The sequence below is a fragment of the Cytophagaceae bacterium ABcell3 genome, assembly GCA_030913385.1.
Classification (GTDB): Bacteria; Bacteroidota; Bacteroidia; order Cytophagales; family Cytophagaceae; genus ABcell3.
Map to the genome: position 1 here is coordinate 4,983,479 of CP133159.1, position 19,627 is coordinate 5,003,105.

At 48.0% G+C, this 19,627-nt stretch carries 13 protein-coding genes; 5 read left to right on the forward strand and 8 right to left on the reverse strand.

The window, feature by feature from the left end:
• The first annotated feature begins 224 nt into the window (after positions 1–224).
• Positions 225–464, forward strand: coding sequence for an addiction module protein (locus tag RCC89_20510; protein WMJ75522.1), 240 nt, complete (start codon positions 225–227; stop codon positions 462–464).
• Complete coding sequence (locus RCC89_20515; protein WMJ75523.1) at positions 461–757, forward strand: type II toxin-antitoxin system RelE/ParE family toxin; 297 nt, start codon at positions 461–463, stop codon at positions 755–757. The genes RCC89_20510 and RCC89_20515 overlap by 4 nt, the downstream gene beginning before the upstream one ends.
• An 8-nt stretch (positions 758–765) precedes the next feature.
• Here RCC89_20515 and RCC89_20520 read toward each other — a convergent pair whose 3' ends face one another.
• The 4 genes from RCC89_20520 to RCC89_20535 all read right to left on the reverse strand — a co-directional run bounded on the left by RCC89_20520 (position 766) and on the right by RCC89_20535 (position 2,503).
• A complete protein-coding gene (locus RCC89_20520) occupies positions 766–1,110 on the reverse strand; it encodes a hypothetical protein (protein WMJ75524.1) in 345 nt (114 codons plus the stop codon).
• Positions 1,111–1,222: 112 nt separating this feature from the next.
• On the reverse strand, positions 1,223–1,498 hold the full coding sequence (locus tag RCC89_20525; GenBank protein WMJ75525.1) for a hypothetical protein: 276 nt from the start codon (positions 1,496–1,498) through the stop codon (positions 1,223–1,225).
• Positions 1,476–1,847, reverse strand: coding sequence for a hypothetical protein (locus RCC89_20530; protein ID WMJ75526.1), 372 nt, complete (start codon positions 1,845–1,847; stop codon positions 1,476–1,478). Before RCC89_20530 ends, RCC89_20525 begins: the two co-directional genes overlap by 23 nt.
• A gap of 164 nt (positions 1,848–2,011) precedes the next feature.
• Positions 2,012–2,503 carry a cation transporter gene (locus tag RCC89_20535; protein WMJ75527.1) on the reverse strand — a complete coding sequence of 164 codons (492 nt, stop codon included), beginning with the start codon at positions 2,501–2,503 and terminating at the stop codon, positions 2,012–2,014.
• Between the two features lie 332 nt (positions 2,504–2,835).
• Here RCC89_20535 and RCC89_20540 point away from each other — a divergent pair, with 332 nt between their 5' ends.
• Positions 2,836–3,909, forward strand: a complete 1,074-nt coding sequence (locus RCC89_20540; protein ID WMJ75528.1) for an ISAs1 family transposase — start codon at positions 2,836–2,838, stop codon at positions 3,907–3,909.
• 388 nt (positions 3,910–4,297) lie between these two features.
• Here the strand turns inward: RCC89_20540 and RCC89_20545 are convergent, their stop codons facing one another.
• Positions 4,298–15,619 (reverse strand): carboxypeptidase regulatory-like domain-containing protein, encoded by an 11,322-nt coding sequence (locus tag RCC89_20545; protein WMJ75529.1) that lies wholly within the window; start codon positions 15,617–15,619, stop codon positions 4,298–4,300.
• A gap of 595 nt (positions 15,620–16,214) precedes the next feature.
• Here RCC89_20545 and RCC89_20550 point away from each other — a divergent pair.
• On the forward strand, positions 16,215–16,508 hold the full coding sequence (locus RCC89_20550) for a type IX secretion system membrane protein PorP/SprF (protein WMJ75681.1): 294 nt from the start codon (positions 16,215–16,217) through the stop codon (positions 16,506–16,508).
• Positions 16,509–16,832: 324 nt separating this feature from the next.
• Here the strand turns inward: RCC89_20550 and RCC89_20555 are convergent, their stop codons facing one another.
• From RCC89_20555 to RCC89_20565, 3 genes are all read right to left on the reverse strand, one after another.
• Positions 16,833–17,087 (reverse strand): hypothetical protein, encoded by a 255-nt coding sequence (locus tag RCC89_20555; protein ID WMJ75530.1) that lies wholly within the window; start codon positions 17,085–17,087, stop codon positions 16,833–16,835.
• A complete protein-coding gene (locus RCC89_20560) occupies positions 17,071–18,600 on the reverse strand; it encodes a YARHG domain-containing protein (protein WMJ75531.1) in 1,530 nt (509 codons plus the stop codon). The genes RCC89_20555 and RCC89_20560 overlap by 17 nt, the downstream gene beginning before the upstream one ends.
• Before the next feature lie 75 nt (positions 18,601–18,675).
• Positions 18,676–19,071: a hypothetical protein gene (locus RCC89_20565; protein ID WMJ75532.1), complete on the reverse strand. Its 396-nt coding sequence runs from the start codon at positions 19,069–19,071 to the stop codon at positions 18,676–18,678.
• Positions 19,072–19,333: 262 nt separating this feature from the next.
• Between RCC89_20565 and RCC89_20570 the strand changes: the two genes are divergently transcribed.
• Positions 19,334–19,618, forward strand: coding sequence for a hypothetical protein (locus RCC89_20570; protein ID WMJ75533.1), 285 nt, complete (start codon positions 19,334–19,336; stop codon positions 19,616–19,618).
• Positions 19,619–19,627: the final 9 nt, after the last annotated feature.

The following is a 19,627-nucleotide window of genomic DNA, read 5'->3' on the forward strand; positions in this document are numbered from 1 at the left end:
TGTCAAAAACTGATAACCCAGAAATGCTTTTTATGATTATTTTCAAAGTAAGAAATACTGTTCTAAAACTTTTCCTGCCTTGTCGAAATTAACAGAAGTATTTTTTTGTTCAGGATAGCATCCTTTACTTGTTGGTGAAAACACCAACAAGAGGGAAAGAGGGAGGAGAATAAGTAACTGAAGAGAAAAAAAAGCGTTATATTGTAGTATCAAATAAAATAAATATGGCATTAAAACAGAAAATCAGAGAAGAGCTTCATAAGATCATTGAGCAGGTGGAAGATGAAAAGATTTTGCAGGCAGTCCATACCATACTTGAAAAAGAGGTAAAAGAGACTGTAGGTTTTGACCTGACTGAAGAGCAGAAGACCGAGCTAGACAAACGTATTGAGCGGCACAAAAAAGGAGAGAGCAAATCCTATACCTGGGAAGAAGCCAAACAAAAGATCAGGTCAGGGTTATGAGTTACAATCTGAAGCTTAAAGAAGAAGCTTTAGAAGATTTATCTAAGGCATACCGATTTTATGAAGAAGAAATGGAAGGTTTGGGAGAGGACTTTTTGTCAATTATTGAGTCAGTATTTTCAAAGATTCGTGAACACCCCCACCGTTACCCGGAAAAATATCAGAATAAGCGAATATTTGTAGTAAAAAAGTACCCTTTTGTTGTTATTTATGAGGTAGAAGTAAAAACTATTACAGTTTATTCAGTATTTCACACCAGTCGAAACCCTCAGATTTGGGAAAAAAGAAAATAGCAAAACGATTACCTTTTAGCATCCTGCCTGCATTCTTTCAGATCTTGCTCATAGTCCTTATACCAACCACGGCCGAACCTGAAAAACTGAATAAGGTCTGACCTCCATGCTCTAATTTTGGCTTTTACTACAATCCTATTGTTAACAACACACCCTGCAATGGGCACTTCTTTAAACCCGTACTTCGCCTGACATTCTTCAAGACACTGATCCCCCGACAAGAAGCTAGGCATTCCATATGTGTAATAAACAACTTGCTTCCTTGTTTTCTCATTTTGAGATTGACCGAATGACTGATCGTGCTTCCAAAGAGTGAGCAAAGCAATTATTATAATGAATTTATAGGCTAGCATTTAAAAAAAATGATTCCACCATCCATACAGATCAGTTATAAGATGTTAGCCGACGACACGTCTACCACATCAAGAGCTACATAAGACATTATATTTGTTAAATGTACAACTTTTAATGTAATTCCCTTTCAATAAGTTTTCTTAACTCTAGCACACTAATGCCGTTTTTAACAGTCTTACCTTCCTCTAGGTGATAAAAGTCAATAAATCCTACTTTTGTTATTGTGTTGTACTCTCCCAAAATATGATCCAAGTATAGAAAAGCTAGGCTTTTGAAATTCTCTACATCCTTGTCCAAATTTTTTACAAATACTTCAATATCTACTTTTCCTTTTTTCGAATCTATTTCTGGATATATTATTATGTCATAAAGAATATTCCACCCCATTAAAGCTCAAAAATATTTCGTCTCGTGGTTGCCTGAACTTTTTAACAATCCAATTTTTAACTTTTGGATGAGATTCTCCTAACTTCTGAGTCGGCAAAACACCGTCTTCTATACCATCAGGGGTTATTATCAAGACATACTTCCCTTCATTTGTCTTAGTCAGTTCCGGAAACAACAGTTCATTATACTCTTGAATTCTGTCCGTTAGCTCATTGTAAATGGAAAAGTCTTTTTCGTTTGAATCAAGAAACTCCTCAATTTTTGTTTTATTTTCCAAAAACCAATTCCAAAAAGCCTCCTCCTTACTAATTTTTTTTCCTCCTGATGTTCTTTTAAATATACCAAACATACTCTTTCCTAGTCCATTACCATCTTTACCAGATCACCCAATAAAGTTACTCTAAATTCATGTAGCTATCCTATTAAGATATTACTTTTTACTTATTGACGAGAAAATAAAAGAGGGACAACCCTCTCCCGGTAGCTGTAAGGATGGAACCGTTTGTGTTCAGGTTAGCATCCTTTACTTGTTGGTGGAAAACACCAACAAGAGGGGAGGTCCGACTGAAGCTTATACATCCGTTTTCGCAGGTACAAATAAAAACCATAGCAACCTGCCAAAGCCAATAAAGAGTATAGAGATGCAAGGTCTAAGTCTAGCGCACGTCCACCGGCAAGCAAATCTCTGATGGCTGTAAAAATGGAAAATATACACAATAGGCCAATCATGATAAACTTAAATACTATTACCACCGGCTCTATCATGTTCTTCCCAAAAGGGAACTTAGCATCATCCCTTCTTTGGATGTAGATGCTCATAATAAAAGTAAGCGCTGAAAGACCTACACTTATTATTGAAAAAAAACCATCAAAGAGGATAATCTGCGAATCCAGCCATATTCCGAAACCTATGCCCGCTAAAGACAAAATAGAAGCAAAAACTATGGATCGCTTTAGTAATATTTGCTCACGTGTTAGGGTATTTTTTAAAACTTCCGCTTGCATAAACCAGTCTGCTTAAATCTAATATAGGGGTATTGGGAACTTCTACATATGCCCATATGCAAACCTACACACCATTACCATCTTCCCACATCAGGGCTGACGCATTTAGACTTTAGGGTGTAAGGAACTGCCTTACAGGGCGTTCCGTAAGTCTCATAACCTTTATTGGGTTTATTTAATTTATGGGTGCCTTACGGGGCACTGACGATACAAATATAATAATTTTTTAATTGATAATCAGTGTTTTATTATTTTTGGCTTGACTTTTTTCTATATAGAGAACTCCATTAAAAAATTCAGTTTCCGATTCATTTGTTCGTATCTTTGGCACTGTGTCAGAACCAAGAAGAACCATCAAAGGCAATTTCAAATATCCGCTGCAGGAGATCCTGTTTCTGTGCGTAAGTGCCGTTGTCAGCAATGCGGGGGACTGGCATGAGATTGTTACATTCGGCAAAGAAAAAATTGAATGGCTACGTAAATTTTTCCCTTACCGTAACGGTGTCCCTTCGCACGATACCCTGGAAAGGGTATTTGCAAAGATAGTACCGGATGAGTTTGGCGAGTGTTTTGTAGAGTGGGCATCAACCATGTTCAGGCCAGTCGAAAACGAGACAATCAATATTGACGGGAAGCGAATCCGTGGATCGTATGACAGCAGAAAGGGCGCCAATGCATTGCACATGGTATCGGCTTATGCCACCGCTAACCATCTTACCCTCGGTCAATTGGCCGTGCCAGACAAAAGCAACGAGATCACAGCCATCCCCAAGCTTCTGGATATGATAACTGTTGAAAACACAACAGTGACAATAGATGCCATGGGCTGCCAAAAAGATATTACGGAAAAAATAATCCGGAAAAACGGTGACTATGTAATTGCTGTAAAGAACAACCAGAAAGAGCTATTCCAGCAAATAGATAGGGTATTTGAAAAACAGGGGGTTGCAGATGTGCACAAACAGATAGACACGGGACATGGCAGGTTGGAGAGCCGCACCTGCAAACTGATAAATGACCTGAGGTTCATAGATGCAGCACATCAATGGTGCGGCATAAAGTCAGTGGCAAGGTTAGAGTCAGAGCGCTATAACAAGCTTACAGGAAAGCAGGAGCAACAGGTGAGGTATTATATAAGCAGCCATGACAAGACCGCTGAATGGCTTAACGGTACAATACGCAACCACTGGGCAATTGAAAACAAGCTGCACTGGAGCCTGGATGTGGTTTTTGGGGAAGATAGTTCCAGAAGAAGAAAGGGGTATACAGCACAAAACTTCCACATCTTGAATAAAGTGTCCCTGATCTTGCTACAAAAACATAAATCTAAGGAAACAAAGCCAAAAAAAAGGTATAAAGCAATATTCAACGATGCTTTTAGGGAAGAAATTTTAGATGTTTTCTAAATGCGTTAGCCCTGCTTCCAACATATAATACGTAGTAACTCATTCAGGAAAGAACTTTCATCGAATATCCATAACCACCGCATATAAAAAAAAGAAATAACTAAAAGATCAAGTCCCGTTGTAGTGGATACAGCTTTGCTGGGCAAAGTGTTCACTTAGGGCACGCTGGGAAACATAATTCGTATCATCAAAAACTTCTATTGTCAAATCTTTAATAAGTCGCTTGCGCCCCCTGTGTTTCTTGCCTCCCGCAGATATCGCAAATTCCGCAGATATAGTGCAAAGCACTATATCTGCGTATCAATCTGCGCTATCCTCGGAATCTGCGGAAACTATCATGTGAGCGCAAGCGAACAACATTCTTTTGCTGGCGATGTAACCGGAAGCCCTATAGTTTAATCAATTTAAAAGTCTGCTGTTTTCCCTGCCACCGGAATGACACAAAGTACATACCGGTCGGCAAATGATTCACATCCACTACTAGCCGGTTTTCTCCAGACTGCACCTGGTATTCCTGTTCCAGCAGCACCTTCCCTACCTGATCATGCACCGTCAGTTGTGAAGCAAAGCCTGTCTTGCTGTGAAATTTCAGGTAAGTCCTGTCCGTGGTTGGGTTTGGATAGCATTCCAGCGTTTCAGAAATTGCTTCTTCCAATCCGGTAATTTCACCCGCACTCAGGCGGAACGGGTTCATAAACGTCCCCGGCGCAGTATGTACCTGGAATTCAAGTACCTGGTGGGCAGGTCGCAGTTCCTGCCGTTCATCATCATAAATGGTAAAACGCACAGGTGCTCCCTGATCACCGGCATTACCGTATATGAAAAAGACGGCCAGGTGCCGGTTCAGTTCCGGCAGGTAAGTCAGTTGCCCCGTACCCCGCAGTTCATCCTGGATAAAGGCCCCCACCTGATTGTAATCATGGTCAGAAACACGCTCATCCAGCTTTACATACGCAGTGAGGATCATGTTCTCACTGTAGTCCGGTGCATAAACCTCCCAGTCCTGGGGCTGACCGTCATCCGTTTCACTATCAGCCAGTCTGGCAGCCACCTGCGCGGGATCTGTTGCTATATCCTCTTCGGGCGTATCCATACTCATGGTCATATCCGAAGACACCGTGCCTGCTGCCGGGTTCCAACTCATCCAACCGCCTTCCGCTACCTGCATCTGGTAAGCCGCATACGGTTTCAAAAGCCGGAGCGTTCCCGTCCAACCATTATTTTCGGTATAGGTGGCAAAGGCATCCTGAGAGCGGATGATGTCTCCATCCTTAAAGGTATGGACAAGTGCCGCCAGTGTCACCGGCTCATCCAGGGGCATGCCGATCAGGTTCCACCCTTCCTGCAAGGGTACATTTTCCGGTTCAATTACTTGACCGGTAACCCGAAGAGTATCACCATTCCGGGAGTATATCCGATAGCCGGTGCCCGGTGTCAGCTCATCCAGGTCGAGGCTGACCCAACCTCCGGCTCCGTGTTCGTAGCGACTGAAGGTCTCGTTATCCGTTTTAATCATGTCCTGGTTTGTCGGGGTTAAGTCCTGCAATACAGCCGCAACTGACATAGAATCCATCCTCGTATTCAGGGATATCCAGGTCCAGCCGGCCCGTAACGGAATATAACGGGCACGATCCTGCTCCGGATCAATAGTCAGCCTCAGTGGCCTTGGCGTAGTGCCGTGTACCTTGTCCGTTTCAAATGCATACACCTCTTCCGGGTGGGCATCGTATTCAACTCCCGTGGCTGCTTCCCACACGCGAAAACGCAACGGCTCGCCGGCATCTTCCGGTCCCCCTCCTACGGTAATGTAGGCCGCATGTGACACTGCATCTGCTCCCGTAGATTGCAGGTTGGCTACCCCACGAAGTTCATTACCGATAAACACCGCAATTTTATCCATTTCATCGCTGCCCGGCACCCCATCCAACTCATAGGCAGCAATGACATTCAGTTGCTCCGTATAGTCACCGGGGTCCACTTCCCAGTCGGCCGCTTCGGGAATTACGGTTAAATCCACCTGTAAGGTGACATCGGAAAATCCGTCAACCGTGACGGTAATCTCGTTAGAATGTCCACCTAGCTCCAGGTCTGACGCATCCACATAGAGCGTTACCTGGCGACCCGCCGGTGGTACGGAACCGGCTGTTTGGTCTACCTGTAGCCAGGAATCATTTTCCACAGAAAGCCCATAAGTCTGTCCTGCGTCGGATGTGTTATGCAATTCCACAATAACGGTTTCGGTACGGCCCTGGTACAAGGTCAGGTCCACCGTTTCCGGGTGAAGGTAAACGGGGTTGTTGACGATCCGGAAGTCCCACGTTACCGGTTCTTCAAGGGCATTCCCTCCGGTATTCGCCACTCCAACCAGCGTCGCCCGGGCCATGACACCATTATAATCCTGTAAGTCGCCCGAATTCAGGCTTGCTGTAATCCGGTTGCCAAAGCAAGATACCGACTCAATGGGAACAGGTTCGTCCGCCAGCGTGACCAGGGTGAAACTATCCGGATCAAACACTGCACAATCCAGGTTATCGTTAAAGCTGATGGAAAGCTCATCACCCAATCCCAAGATACCATCAGCCGGTTGAGGCCGACCGTGCAGGCGAAGCTGACTGCGGTCAACCCGTCCCCGGACGACATTGGAATGGACTTCTCCCTCTGCCCCGCAATGGGCAGTGGCCCGAAGCTCATAATTTCCATCCGGCAAGTCTTTACCATATATATTCCAGCTAACCGGGTAGGTCGGGTGCTGATACACATGTCGGTAATCCTCAAAGTAATCTGCTAAATAATCCCTACCATAGGAACCGATTCTTTCCCACTGGTTACTTCCGATCCGCCGGTAATTGAGTGATATTTCCTCCAGGTTAGGGTTTTGCACACTATAGTCGCTGAGGGTAACGATCAACGACTCATCCTCACTACCCGGAGCGGCCCGACTGATAAGCCAGTTATCCCCCGGAGCGACTATGCTCACCGGCGTACATTGGTGGTCAAAATAGACGTTCAACAACACGTCGGCCGTTTCGCTGCCACAGGTAGAGCGCATGCCGATGCGCAAGTCTTCATACTGAAACGAGACGGGACCTTTCTCTACGCTGATATTGGTATAAAAAGGCTGTCCGGCCGGGATAGTCAGCGGGTCGGAGACCCCAAGCTGTTGGCCACCCATCCTGACAATAGCTCCGTGCGGGTTACTCATCGGGTCTAGGAACAGTTCGTAAGTACGTGTTTCGTTAAACGGATTCAGGTTTGTCAACTGCAGCGGAAAAATAGCTGCTTCATCCGGAGGCACCCGGCTTTGCTGCAGGGACACCACCTCCCCATCCGTAGTGACCGGGTTCAGGTCCGGTACATCCCGGGCAATGGTACCGGGTTCATAGGGACAGGAACTGCGCCCGCCCACCAGTTGGAAAAATGGGGTATGGTTACGCGCCGGGCCATCAATGACGGTGACACTGAACTGGTCTCCCACATCCTGATCCGATAGGGTATAGGATGTGGTGGTCGTTTCGGAGCTACCAGCCTCCAGTGTGGCTTCACCGCCGAAGTTAAATTCAAGCGTCGCCAGTGGCTTAACTTCTAATCCAGCTGCCTTGAGGATGAAACCAAACCCCGCATGCGCCTCGTGGTCGAGTAGAATCCCATAACTGGCTGAGGTATTTAAAAAAGCCGACTGGCTAAGGGACCGGTTAAACGATGTCCGGGAGGTGGTACTCCGGGAAAGGGACGTTCCTCCTCCAAAGGTGAAGTTACGAGCACCCGGGGCTTCCTCGACAGACATGTTTTCCAATTGGCTAACAAGCTGGTTTTTAAACGTCTGATCAAGCATGAAATTTTGCCCTCCGGTAATCTGCCCAAGCAATTCTTCCATAGCGTTAAGCCTGTTGTACACAGCATACAACCGATTATAGCGTTCAACGTCTTCCGATGTCCATACCGGCCTTTCTTCAACCGGCTCATAGCCCCCTGAGAAATCGGGGCGGGGAATCGACATACCGGACTCTCCGGTTAACTGACTACAAATTTCCGCCCGCAAGGCATCAAACTCATCCAATAAGGTCTCCTGAGCCCGCAAGTGATCCTTTAAAAACCTCCAAGGGTTCAACGAATACCGGCGGGTAAAGCGATGATAATGCGGGAACAGCTCTTCCCTGTCTTTGGCACACATCAGCCAGTGCGGGAGCGCCCCCCAATCGTGGTACCACAATACCTGCATCCAGTTGTGGCGCAAAGAATGCAGCTTGGCTACGGCGGCACCCTGTTCAATCGTCTGGTTATTCGCATCGCGCAGTTGCAGTGTCCCTTCCATCACCTGTTCGATCTGGTGATCATACTGATCAATCAGCTCCTCGATCTGCTCCACGGTATACAACCACGTCGTGGTAATTTCATTCGGGCTGAACCCGATGGTTGTTTGCATCACCGGTTGGCAGTTTTCATCAAGGGTCACGTCCTGCATCAGGCCATACTGCATGGCGATACCTGCCCCCACGATCACATCTGCGGGCCGACCTACGTGTTTGGGGTCACTTGATGTACGAATCGCCTGGTCCGTGGTTAATGACACCTCATATATACTCGACCTGCGGGATTTATATCCGGCTTTCATACCCACTTTTGCCGTCATTCCTACCCCAGCTGCGGTAAATTTGGTAGAGAGCTCTGCTCCATGAGCAAACATATGCTCTGATTGCATCTTTAACCGGTTGGTTACGGTTACACCTTCTTTCAACTCACTGAAGCTCCTATCCCCCATGGGGTCTCTCAGGATATAGAGAGGCAACTGGAATACACCGTCATCCGAAGCATCCACAATGACATCACTGCCGGGAACCGGGGCCGTACCGTCTACAAACACTTGGAAGGTTTCTTCTCCGAGCAGGCGGTCTTCATTTGACATATAGCGAACGGTCAGGCTCTGCAGATGGGGCGCGGACAGGTTGGGTGTCCCTCCGGTAAACAGGTATGCCGGAAAAGCCTCCGCTTCGTCTTCATAATTTAATTGCAACTCCGACGGATCCGAGGATGCGTGGTTCACGATCTCCAGATACCCTTCATCTACCGGACAGGACTGCCCGTTGTGTGTTTCCGTCACCACAAACTCATACTCATACGCCTCTCCCTGCTCCACCAGCAAAGCTTGTGCAGGATCATCACAGAGGTAGTCCACCCCGGCCCCATCCAGACTAATCTCCGGCTGGTTGTGGTACACCAAGCTACGCTCCGTATATGCCGCCACGGCCTCCGGATCGGACAAGCCATACTCCAAATGCACCTGCCCCAGCGCTAGGGTAATGGGGCGCACCCGCAGGTAATCCACCATGGCCAGGCTCTGTGGCGTGGCGTTGCGCACCCCCTCCACGACAATCTGCATATCCACTGGCGGAAGGTCTTCCACCAGGCGTCCCGGAAAAGTCGGTGAGGTATAAAACTGCTTGTCATAGCAACCCGTTTCCGAAGTGATGCGAATGGCAAACTCTTCGTCAATGGGCGCACAGACATTCCGCACCACCAGGGTAACCGTGTAGGTCAGCTCATCGGTAAAATTAAGCTCCGTCACCTGCGGGAAATTTTCAAAATCAGTATATACGGCTAGGTGACCCTCAAAACCTCCGGCCTTAAAATCATGCTTCAACGAATCCATCGCTTCGGGTTCTCCGTATGCCTGGGTATTTTCAGCCCACACCTCAATCCGCTCCAGGTTCGGATCCAGCGGGTTGACTGTAAAGGCATAATTTCCTTCCTCATCGGTAGTTGTCTGCTCAGTCAGCGGCCCATCCTGGCCACTGCGATAAGTAGCCAGGGACACCTCGATCCCCTCCATGCCGCAGGTAGCTCCCTTGCGGGCTACGGTACCGGCAATCACATAGGCGGTATTGTTCACAAACACCGGCACCAACCGGGTGGGCTGGTCCAGCGAAAGGCGCACCTCTTTTTCCGGCTCTACAAACTGATGTCCGGGAAAAGAAGCCGTCACTGTATAGCGCGTCTCCTCCCCGTAGTAGACGCCCGGGATGCGAAACTCCCCGGAGGCATCGGTTTCGGCCGTATAGCGGTACACATCCCCGTCAATTACGGCCCGGGCGGTAATCTGCATGCCGGGCACCCCCTGTCCGCCCTGGGCGGCAATGACGTGGCCTTCCAGCACCCCATTGGCCCGGCGGTGGCCTTTGACAGCCACCGGGACGGCTTCGTCTCCGCTGGCATACACTGCCACGACCTGGTAGCGGTGCACGTGACCGGGCAGGGCGTTGTAGTCAAAATAAGCCCGCTCCTCGCGGCGGACCTCTCCAACCTGCTGATCATCCCGGTAAATCCGGAAGCCGGTGACGTCTCCCGGTAATTCGGGAGCCTCCCACGTCAGCCGCACCTGGTCATGAAAGTCACCGGAAGTGGCAGTGATGTTATTGATGCGACTTTCCATTAGCCGCATTGTAATTACCTGTGTTTGCCCACCACCAATCAGCGAAGCCACCAGGTGGGTAGCCGACAAATCAAAATCACTTACCACTTCTATCTCACGACCATCGGACAATGCATCAATGGTCTGCTTTCGTTCCCAGCGTTCTCCATCCCACCGATACAAATGAATTTGTGCAGTAGTTGGCGATGTATGCCTTTCACCTATGGCCAGCCAGTTGCCATGCACCACAAGTTGGCGAGCAAACCGATCGGCTCCGGCCATTTCCGGTTCCAGGCGCTGGACTTCTTCCCAGTTGCCTTCCCGGTACCGGTAGGCATACGCCCTGTTTTCCCAAAAAGCACCCACCACCAGGTTATCCCCATGCACATTAAGGTAATTTCCAAAGTGGTCACCTGCCTGGCTCTGGCTACCCTCCAATACTTGTACCTGCTCCCAGGTAGTTCCCTCCCGGCGATACACGTACACGGTTCCCTGGCGATTATCTTCAATGCTGCTTGCTCCCAGGAAAGCATAACGGCCAGACAACCCAAGGCTAGTTATAATCTCAATATCCTCCCCAAAACGGGCTTCTTCCCCCCAGGAACCATTCTCATGGACCAAAACACGCGCTCCCGGATCGCCGCCTGAAACCTCAGATAAGATTCTATCGCCATCAATATTACTCATATAATTATTAGGTCCTACACTACGATTCACCGAGCCTAAGCTAAGCGTAAACTCCCAAACACCCTCATTTAATTCAAACAGCCATGAATTCATTCCTCCATCGGATGTATTTTTTATAAGCTTATCCTGCTGAAGTGTAACTGCAATTGTACGCCCCCCCCCTATATCAGTACTGGAACCATATTTATTTTGAAGCACAAACTCATCACTTCCTTCCTGATAGACAAAATACATAAATTCACTTTCATACCCTGATACCGCTACCATACGGTTGCCATCCATTGCTACAACCCTGGCACCCAGTGCTTCTGCCAGTTTTATTTCCCCAGTAAAAGCTCGTACATAACCCGTCACCTCTTCTCCGGGCGTGCTGGTGCGGATACCGCCTCCTTCCGTGGTAAAAAAGGCCTGCACCTGGTAGGTATACTGAATAAGATTCGGTTCAGCAATGATGTCGCGGTACTGCCGGCGGCCGGCATCTACGGTATCCAGCACGTCCCCGTCCCGGTAGATCACAAAGCCGTGATTGCGTTCCGAGTCATGGGCCCAGGTGAGGGCCACGTGGCTAACATGCGCTCCCTGCGAGGCTGCCAGGTCATACGGCGCAGCCAGTTCGGGGTGCGTATACAGGTACACCGCTTCTTCCGCCCGGTATTCGTCTCCTTCCCGGAAGGCAAAGGGAATCACCCGGTAGGTATATTCCGCTTCGGGTTCACCGTCCGTCACCAGCCAGTTTTGCGCTTCGGGTTCATACAGGCGAACCAGTTCTTCAGGCTCGCCTTCACTTCCTTCCCGAAACAGGATGAAACCATCGTGCCCGAGATGCGGGTAGACCCAGTTGAGTGTTACATGGTCTTCCGCCTCGATGGGTGTAACAGTGAGACCCGTCACGGGTTCCAGCTCAGGGAAGATAGCCTGGGCCTGGTTCGCGCGGCTCAGGAAGGACTGCCCATCTACCGTGCGTCGGGCACTGATCGTATAAGTATACGCCGTACCGGGCACCCCACTGTAGTCAGTATACGCATCGGTCTCCCCGGACAGGGTGGTCAGTAGCTGACCATCCCGGTACAGCCGGAAGGCATCGGCATCGGCTGAAGGATGTACCCACGCAAGCGCTACCCCGTTGGGAGCCTGGGCTGCTTCAAAAGTCAGCACCGGGGCTACATCCGGGAATACGGCTCTGGCTGTCTTCGCGCCAGATTCGAAAAAACGGCCGTCCTCACCAAGCAGGAAGCCCCGGACACTATAGTTATAGCTTTGCCCGGGAGCACCGTCCGTATCGGCAAATGCCAACGAGCTACTGGCGGCCACTTCGCCTATGCGCTTGCCGTCCCGGTAGATGTAAAAGCCGGTGGCGTGATTTTTCGGGTGGCTCCACCGGATGTCCACATAGTCTTCCCCGGTGCGAGGGGTGGCTTCCAGACTGCTGACCGGTTGCAGCTTCGGGAAAACGGCTGTCGCTTCCGCTACTTCGCCATAGTGGCGCTCGCCGTCTGCTTTGGTATACGGGACCACCTGGTACAGGTAGGTCATGCCCGGCTCTCCTTCCCGGTCGGTCCAGTGGTGCGGCTGTCCGGGGGCTACATCGCCCAGGTGTGTCAGCCCGCGGTAGACTTCAAAACCGGTATTTGCTCCCTGCGGAGCACTCCAGGCCAGCGTAACTTCCAAGGTCAGCGGGTCTGGCTGGGCCGTAAGTTTGGGAGCAGCCGGTACGCCACTGCCGGCCGGATGGATGCTGGTAAACCCGGCTGTATAGCGGGTTTCTTCGGCGGTGATGGTGATCGTTCGGGTATCCGGGTCAAAGGTGTGGTTGGTTGCTTCCACCGTAACGGTCAGCTCCAGGCCTTCCTTTGCCGGCAATTCGGTTATACGGTAGGTACCGGCGGAATCCGTCGTCACTTCTTCCCGAAAACCGGCGCCATCAGGTTCAGCAGCGGTGACAGTCACATAAGCTCCTGCTATGCCGGTTCCGTCCCGGCCTGTTACCGTCCCGCTTAGTCCTTTAAGCGAACGTAGCCCTCCCTGCGCCACGACCAAGGGGCTATTTTCTGAGGCATGGGTGGCCTGCAGTTCGTACAGGTGTGTCTCGCCCGGAGCAGCGGTTTCATCCACCCAGCTGCGGCGGTCTGGCGCCAATGTGGTGAGTAAATCCCCGTCGCGGTACAATTCAAACTCATAGACCAGGTAGGCCGGGTATTCCCAGGCGAGGTTGACTTGCCCGGGATAGCCGGTAGAAGCCGTAAAAGCCTGCGGCTGTGGCAGCGTACCGGTATCCGTGGCACGGGTGCCGGTGACAGTGGCTGCCGCTGAATAGTGGCGTTCACCGTCACGGTTGACAAAGCTGTGAAGTACATAATCAAATGTCGGACCGGCTCCGGGAGGCAGGTTCAGTACGTCCGTATGCTGCTGTCGCCCGGCAGGCAATACGGCTACCGTGTCTCCTTCACGCAGCAGGGCATATCCGTCGTGCCGCCCGGTGGGGTGCGGCTCCCAGGTGAGTGTGATGCGGTTGGCATGTTCGGCATCGGAAGCACCGGTCATGACCGGCACAAGTACGGCCGGGTGTGTCGCCGTGGCTGTCACGGGCGCCGTTGTATAGACCGCTTCTCCGACCGCTTTCCAAGCGGAGACGCTATAGGTATGGGACGCATCTGGCCGGCCGGTCCGGTCTTCCAGTTCATGCTCCGTAACGTGACGCGCGACGGTGGCGATAAGCTCTCCGTCCCGTTCAATCCGGTAGCCATCATAGTAATAGTCCGGGCTGAGCGGACTGTCCCAGGTAATGTGCATGGCATTGGCTTCGGGCAATGGGGTTACCGCTATATCGGTAGGGCCTTCGGGTTCCGGGTATGTTTCCGGGTCGGCGGCCACCGGTTCGGCTATGTACGTAAGCCCTCTGAGCAGGTAGGGTGCCACAGTATATGTGTACGTACTACCGGGAAGGCCCAGGGTGTCTGTGAATGTCAATGTTTCAGGTGCCAGGTCAGCGATCTGATCCCCGTCACGATAGATCAAAAAGCCGGCATGGTGGTATGAAACATGCTCCCAGTGAAGGGCGATGGCTCCATCGTCGGTGGGAGTTGCCTCCAGTTCCGACACCGAAGTAACTTCCGGATAGGATAGTTCCAAAGTGCTTTCCCGAAGGGTAACCTCCTCCCCTGCATCTACGCGATAAGCCACCAGCCGGTAGGTATAACTTTGTCCGGGCACACCGGTCTGGTCTACCCAGGTATCTGTATCCTGCAAAACTGTTTGCAGGGCATCATTGCGGTACAGTTTAAAAAACACGGGCTGGGCGTCAGAAGTGTATGCCCAGGAAAAGGCCACCTGATCTGGAGCTGCTGCCGGATTGGCGACAAAATCTTCCAGGGTGAGGTCGGCCTCCCCTTCCAGATCGTATCCCGTATTAGCCGGGAAATCGATTCCGCTTTTGTGCGGACTGTCCATCTTCAGAAGTACTTCATGAGCTTCCTGCTGGAAGGCATAACCGGTTTTGGCAATGGTCAGGGTGACCTCAGCGGCTTCGCCATAATAGATGCCTGCCAGTTCATACATCCCATCAGCCCCGGTAGTTACTGTTCGGGTCACGGTTTCTTCATCCACCTCCAATTCGGCAGTCACGGTCGCTCCGGCAATACCAATCCCTCCACGAGCCGTATATACCCGTCCGGTGACCCGGCCATCGGGAGGAGTGCCACCCGTTTCGGATGCACTGACAAGCCGTTCCTGTTGTGCATTCAGCAGTTCCAGCCGGTAGGTATGGTCACGACCCGGGATGGGGTTTTCATCCGTATGGCCCTGTGCATCGGCAGGCAACGAAGCGAGTTGGGTTCCATCCCGGAAGAGCCGCAATGTCGCCGCCTGTCCGGCCAGGTCATTCCAGGTCAGTTCCACCCGGTCGTCATATACCACTTCGGCAGCCTGAAAATTAAGTGGGTATGTGCTTCCGTCACCGCATACAGGTGCGTACTCCTGCTGGCTGTTACGGTTATATGCTACCACACAATACGTATAGGTCGCACCGTTTTCCAGGTGCTCAGGATTGTCGGAGCGATCGGAATCTACCCAGGAAAATACGCCCGGATCCGTTTCCTCCACCTCACGGGTCAGCCGTACGTCATCACGGTACACCCGGAATTCGGAGGCTAGGTCTGTATCCGTCTCCCAGGTCAGGGTGACCCGGTGGGCATACGCCTGCTGGGATACCTGAAGGTTTTCCGGCGCCCGGAAGGGATCGGTGTTGCCCGTGACTAAAGCCTCTTCGATCAATTGGCCATCGCCTACGGCCAACAGTTGGAGCCGGTAAGTGTGCATGGCATCAGGCCCAGCAAAGTGGGTAAAGCTCCCTGTTTCGGCTTCCTCCGGAGGGGCAAACCCCCAAGAAAAATCTCCAACGGTATAGCCGTGGAGGGTTTCTCCCGTTTCATCATCGAAGATCTTTACGTATACGGGTTGATCGTCGTTGGCCCGCAAGTGGGAAGTACCAATCTCCCAGTGCAGCTTAACCCAGGCGTCACTGGGCTCGCCCGTGACTTCAAAGGTAAATTCATTTTGTGCAGTTAGCAGCGCAGGAAATAAAAACAATGCGCAGAACAGGTGTAAGGCATGACGTAACATGGCTCGGTTTGGTTTTCAGGCTATGCCCGGTTAAACAATAAAAAATTTTAACGGCGCGATAATCTTATGCACGCCGGCGGTTGTATCCTGGGACACAACAAATCCTGCCTGATTGAAGTCTGCAAGGTTTTTTCCCTACGGTGACAGACCTATAACATCATTCCTGGTGTTACGCTGTTTGATTACATTTCCATAGGTACTAAAACAAGCTGGCAATAACCATTCGCACAAGCATGACGAAAAGCGGCACTAAATTACACAAATCCCATCAAATACTCGATAAAAAATTTGTGTTTTTTCACACAACTAGTTAAAAGGGGGATTTAATTGGGTTTAAACAAATTAATTAATTCAGTGTAATTTGTGAAATAAGTCGGGAGACTGTGGTTTGAGGTGTTTTGAAAGTGGTGATCGGTGATCGAATTTGACACGCTGCCCTATGCCGAAAGAGGTGTCACACATCAACGAAAAACAGGGAGTGTTACCTCAATCCGATACCACATGATTTATATGCTTAGATTAACCGTTCTTAGCTCATGTATGACGTGCACATATCAGGTCTGGGTTGCATTGGTTGGTTTTTGGCTTGCTTACTTTGCAGGCAAAAGCACAATCACCACAGTTTTCTCAGTACTATGCGAATGCGCTCTACCCGAACCCCGCTTTTGCAGGAGCAGACTACACTAGCATCTTTGCTTCCCGCTACCAATGGCACGGACTAGCAGCTTCTTATTTCAGCAATACCACTTTGCGACCCAAAAGACTGATTCTTTGTTATTTTGTTCCTCATGACGAAATCTATCGCATAGTTCAGGTTAAAAAAGCTAAAAAGGTGATGTTCCCACCAATTTCCGACTCTTCCAGTTATGCAGAAACACCCCTTCCGTGATCAGTAAAAATGGTAACCAGCTCATCCATACAATGAGAGCATAATATCCCGAACCTTCCAGAGCAAAAAAATGTACAAACACAAATGAAATGACCCTAAGAAACACTGCCGATAAAGTCAGCACATAACTTCTCATCATAAAATTTTTATGTTGATAATACCTTCCCTTACGCCCATGATGTAATCCATAGCAGGTAAAGGCAAACCATAAAACGGTCAACAGAAGGAAGCCACTGATAGACCACCACCCTCCTATGGCATAAAAAGACATTATCAAAGCTCCAGGTGCGGAAACAAAAAGGATAAGGTAAGCATAAATCTTTCCTAGAGCTTTATGAAGTTTTCTTTTGCTAAGTTCATACCTGAAGAATACCTGAAAATGCCTATAAAAAGGACAAAAGGTGCAGTAATTATATGAGCATATAGCCCATATTTGAAAAGCCCGTCAAAAATTTCCTTTTTCCCAAGCAAGTACCCTCTCGTAAAATCAGGACTGTAGTAGTCTAACGATTTTAAAAAAATCAGAATACCTATACCTGAAATGATCAAAAGGAGAACAAGCTTAACCGGCCGCAACATAAAAGATCAGTTTTTTTAATTCAGCTTCTTTACCGCTTATCTTTTCTTTGACCGAAAGGATGGTTTGAATATTGTGCTTGTCAATTTCTGTAAGTAAATGATCTACATTATCATAGGCGGGAGCATACCACTCTTGCTTATTAAAATACTGTTGCCACTTTTCTGTTTGAAACCTCAGCCCGTAATCAGCAAAGATTTCATTCCTCATGATATCCAAATCCTCTATGGTCAGGTGATTGTATAGCCAATAATTACCTTCGTCTTGAGTTTCTTGGTCAGAATTTTTTTTAGCGAAACACCCCAAGAAATAAGACTCGTCCAGTTTGATATACTTGGTAAACTCATAGAACCTGTTGCTCTCCAACTTTACGATTTCTCCATCTTGAAGAATTTGGTAATAATGGTACTGAGACATATAATCATAATGTGGGTATGCTTCCTTGACATAGGCAGCACTTCTGGTTTCCAGCATATTATCTTCCAGAAATTTAAAAGCACCCTCTCCTTCTTCGCACAGAAATTGACCATACCCCCTATTTTCGTTAAACAACTCACTGCCCAATACATTGTTCTTATCATCTACTGTTATTAGATGATGCTTATTATTCCAGTAATCCCTACCGTCAATACCGCTTTCTTTAAATGAAGAAATTAACGCAACAATTTTATCGGTAATTGACAAAGACTCTATAATTTTGCCTTCGGCAGATCCGACACCAAATTCATTCTGAGCTTGGTTAATACCTGTTATAACTTCTGGAGCATAGCCTAGTTGATGAATGTAGGAAGGAGTAATTACTACCCTTTCCCCTGTATTCGGCCCGTTACCTTCTATTATATGATAACTGTCATAAAGATATTTTATATGAGGAGCCCTGATGTCAAATGCCCATTTCTCCCCATGCATTTTATATAAAGGAATATCTTCATCAATCAGCTCTGCTCCTTCTTCTTTAATAGCATAATGCTTATCTCCAATTTTCCCAAATGCTAAAACCCCGGAAATGTCAGACGGAAATATCACCTCATATTGTGGCTCTATAACATGATGTGTCTTATAGTTAAACAACCCTTTCATTCCATTGATTTCAATTTCAATATAGTCTTTAACAGTAGCATCCGGATTATATATTTTTGAGTAATCAGGGGCCAAAATGGTATCATAAGCCTCATTGATGATGCCCATTTGAATCAAGGGTTTATCATCCTGTTCCTTTCGAGAGTAACACCCATTACACACATAGAAGAAGTATTCGCCTTCAGAATTTATATAGTAAGGGGTTTGGTCAAACAAAGAATCTAATTTTATAATGTAGGGGCGAATGGCAGGGTTAATATTCTCATAGTTCACGGATGCACTATACCGTTCCTGCACCTCCGGTTCTTCATTGGTACGAACAACCTCTGTTTGTTCCGAAACATGTCCTGCCTCTTCGGCTATATGCTCAGTTTGACTTTCAGAACACCCTGAAAAAAGAACTATAATGGACAAAAGGCAAAATAAAGCTTTCATAATCTAAAGGTTAACATGTCTATAAAATCAATGTAAAGAAAAGTGAAACGTGCCAGACACTTTCTGATAAAAAGTTTATGGCAGACTGCTAGATGATAATTGCAAGCACTTCACAACCTTCCTCTTCAAAAAGTCAATACAAACTAAAGAAATAAGGTATTGACTGAAACCGACCCCAATAATAAATAAAGCAACCTTAATGAGGCTACTATAGCTTATGTTATTAATAAAAGTAAAAAGTACAATACTCAGAACAACAATTAATTGAAGCAATGAGAAAACATTCGTCTGTCCGACTTTAAGTTCTACAAAAGCCCCTTCGTCATCACCTACTACCTTTCCCTTAACTTTATACATATGAAAAGGCAACATTATAAAATGCCCTGTTGGGAAATACCTAAATGACACTTCAGAAATAAAACCGTTGATATTCTCACACCAAGAAGCATCCTCTATATTTTTGTGGAACACATCTCTGAAATTTGATAAAGATAAATTTGTGCGATATGTAAAAGCCCTAGACAGAACCATATGATTTGAAATCAACCTTTAAGCCAAATCGGCTTCTAATAAATTTTTTATGAACAAAGAGCCTAGATCTTCTATCACCCCAGCTTAATAGTCTAATATAACTTTTCCCTATGATTATACAGTTATTTACCACCTAATTTTGTTATAAATTAGACATAAACCATATACTAGTACCAGCACCAAAGGTGCGAAATAAATAACAATGGGCGGCAGCCCATGGAAACAGATAACAAGACTGTCCAAAGCCCAACCGGGGCGCAATATAAGTCCCACCATTCCTGAACATATCTTTATCTTTAATCCCACCCCGTTGGGGCTATGTTTTATTACATGCCCTATTGCTCAGGGCCAAACCCCTGAGTTGATCTCTTTCGCTCCGTTGGAGCTTATTAGCTTCTTTGCATCGGTAACTGGCATTATGCGGGCAGCGCTCTTTTGGCATAACACTTCTAAGGCACTAGACGTAAGACTTCTAACAGAGTTATAATCATAAACG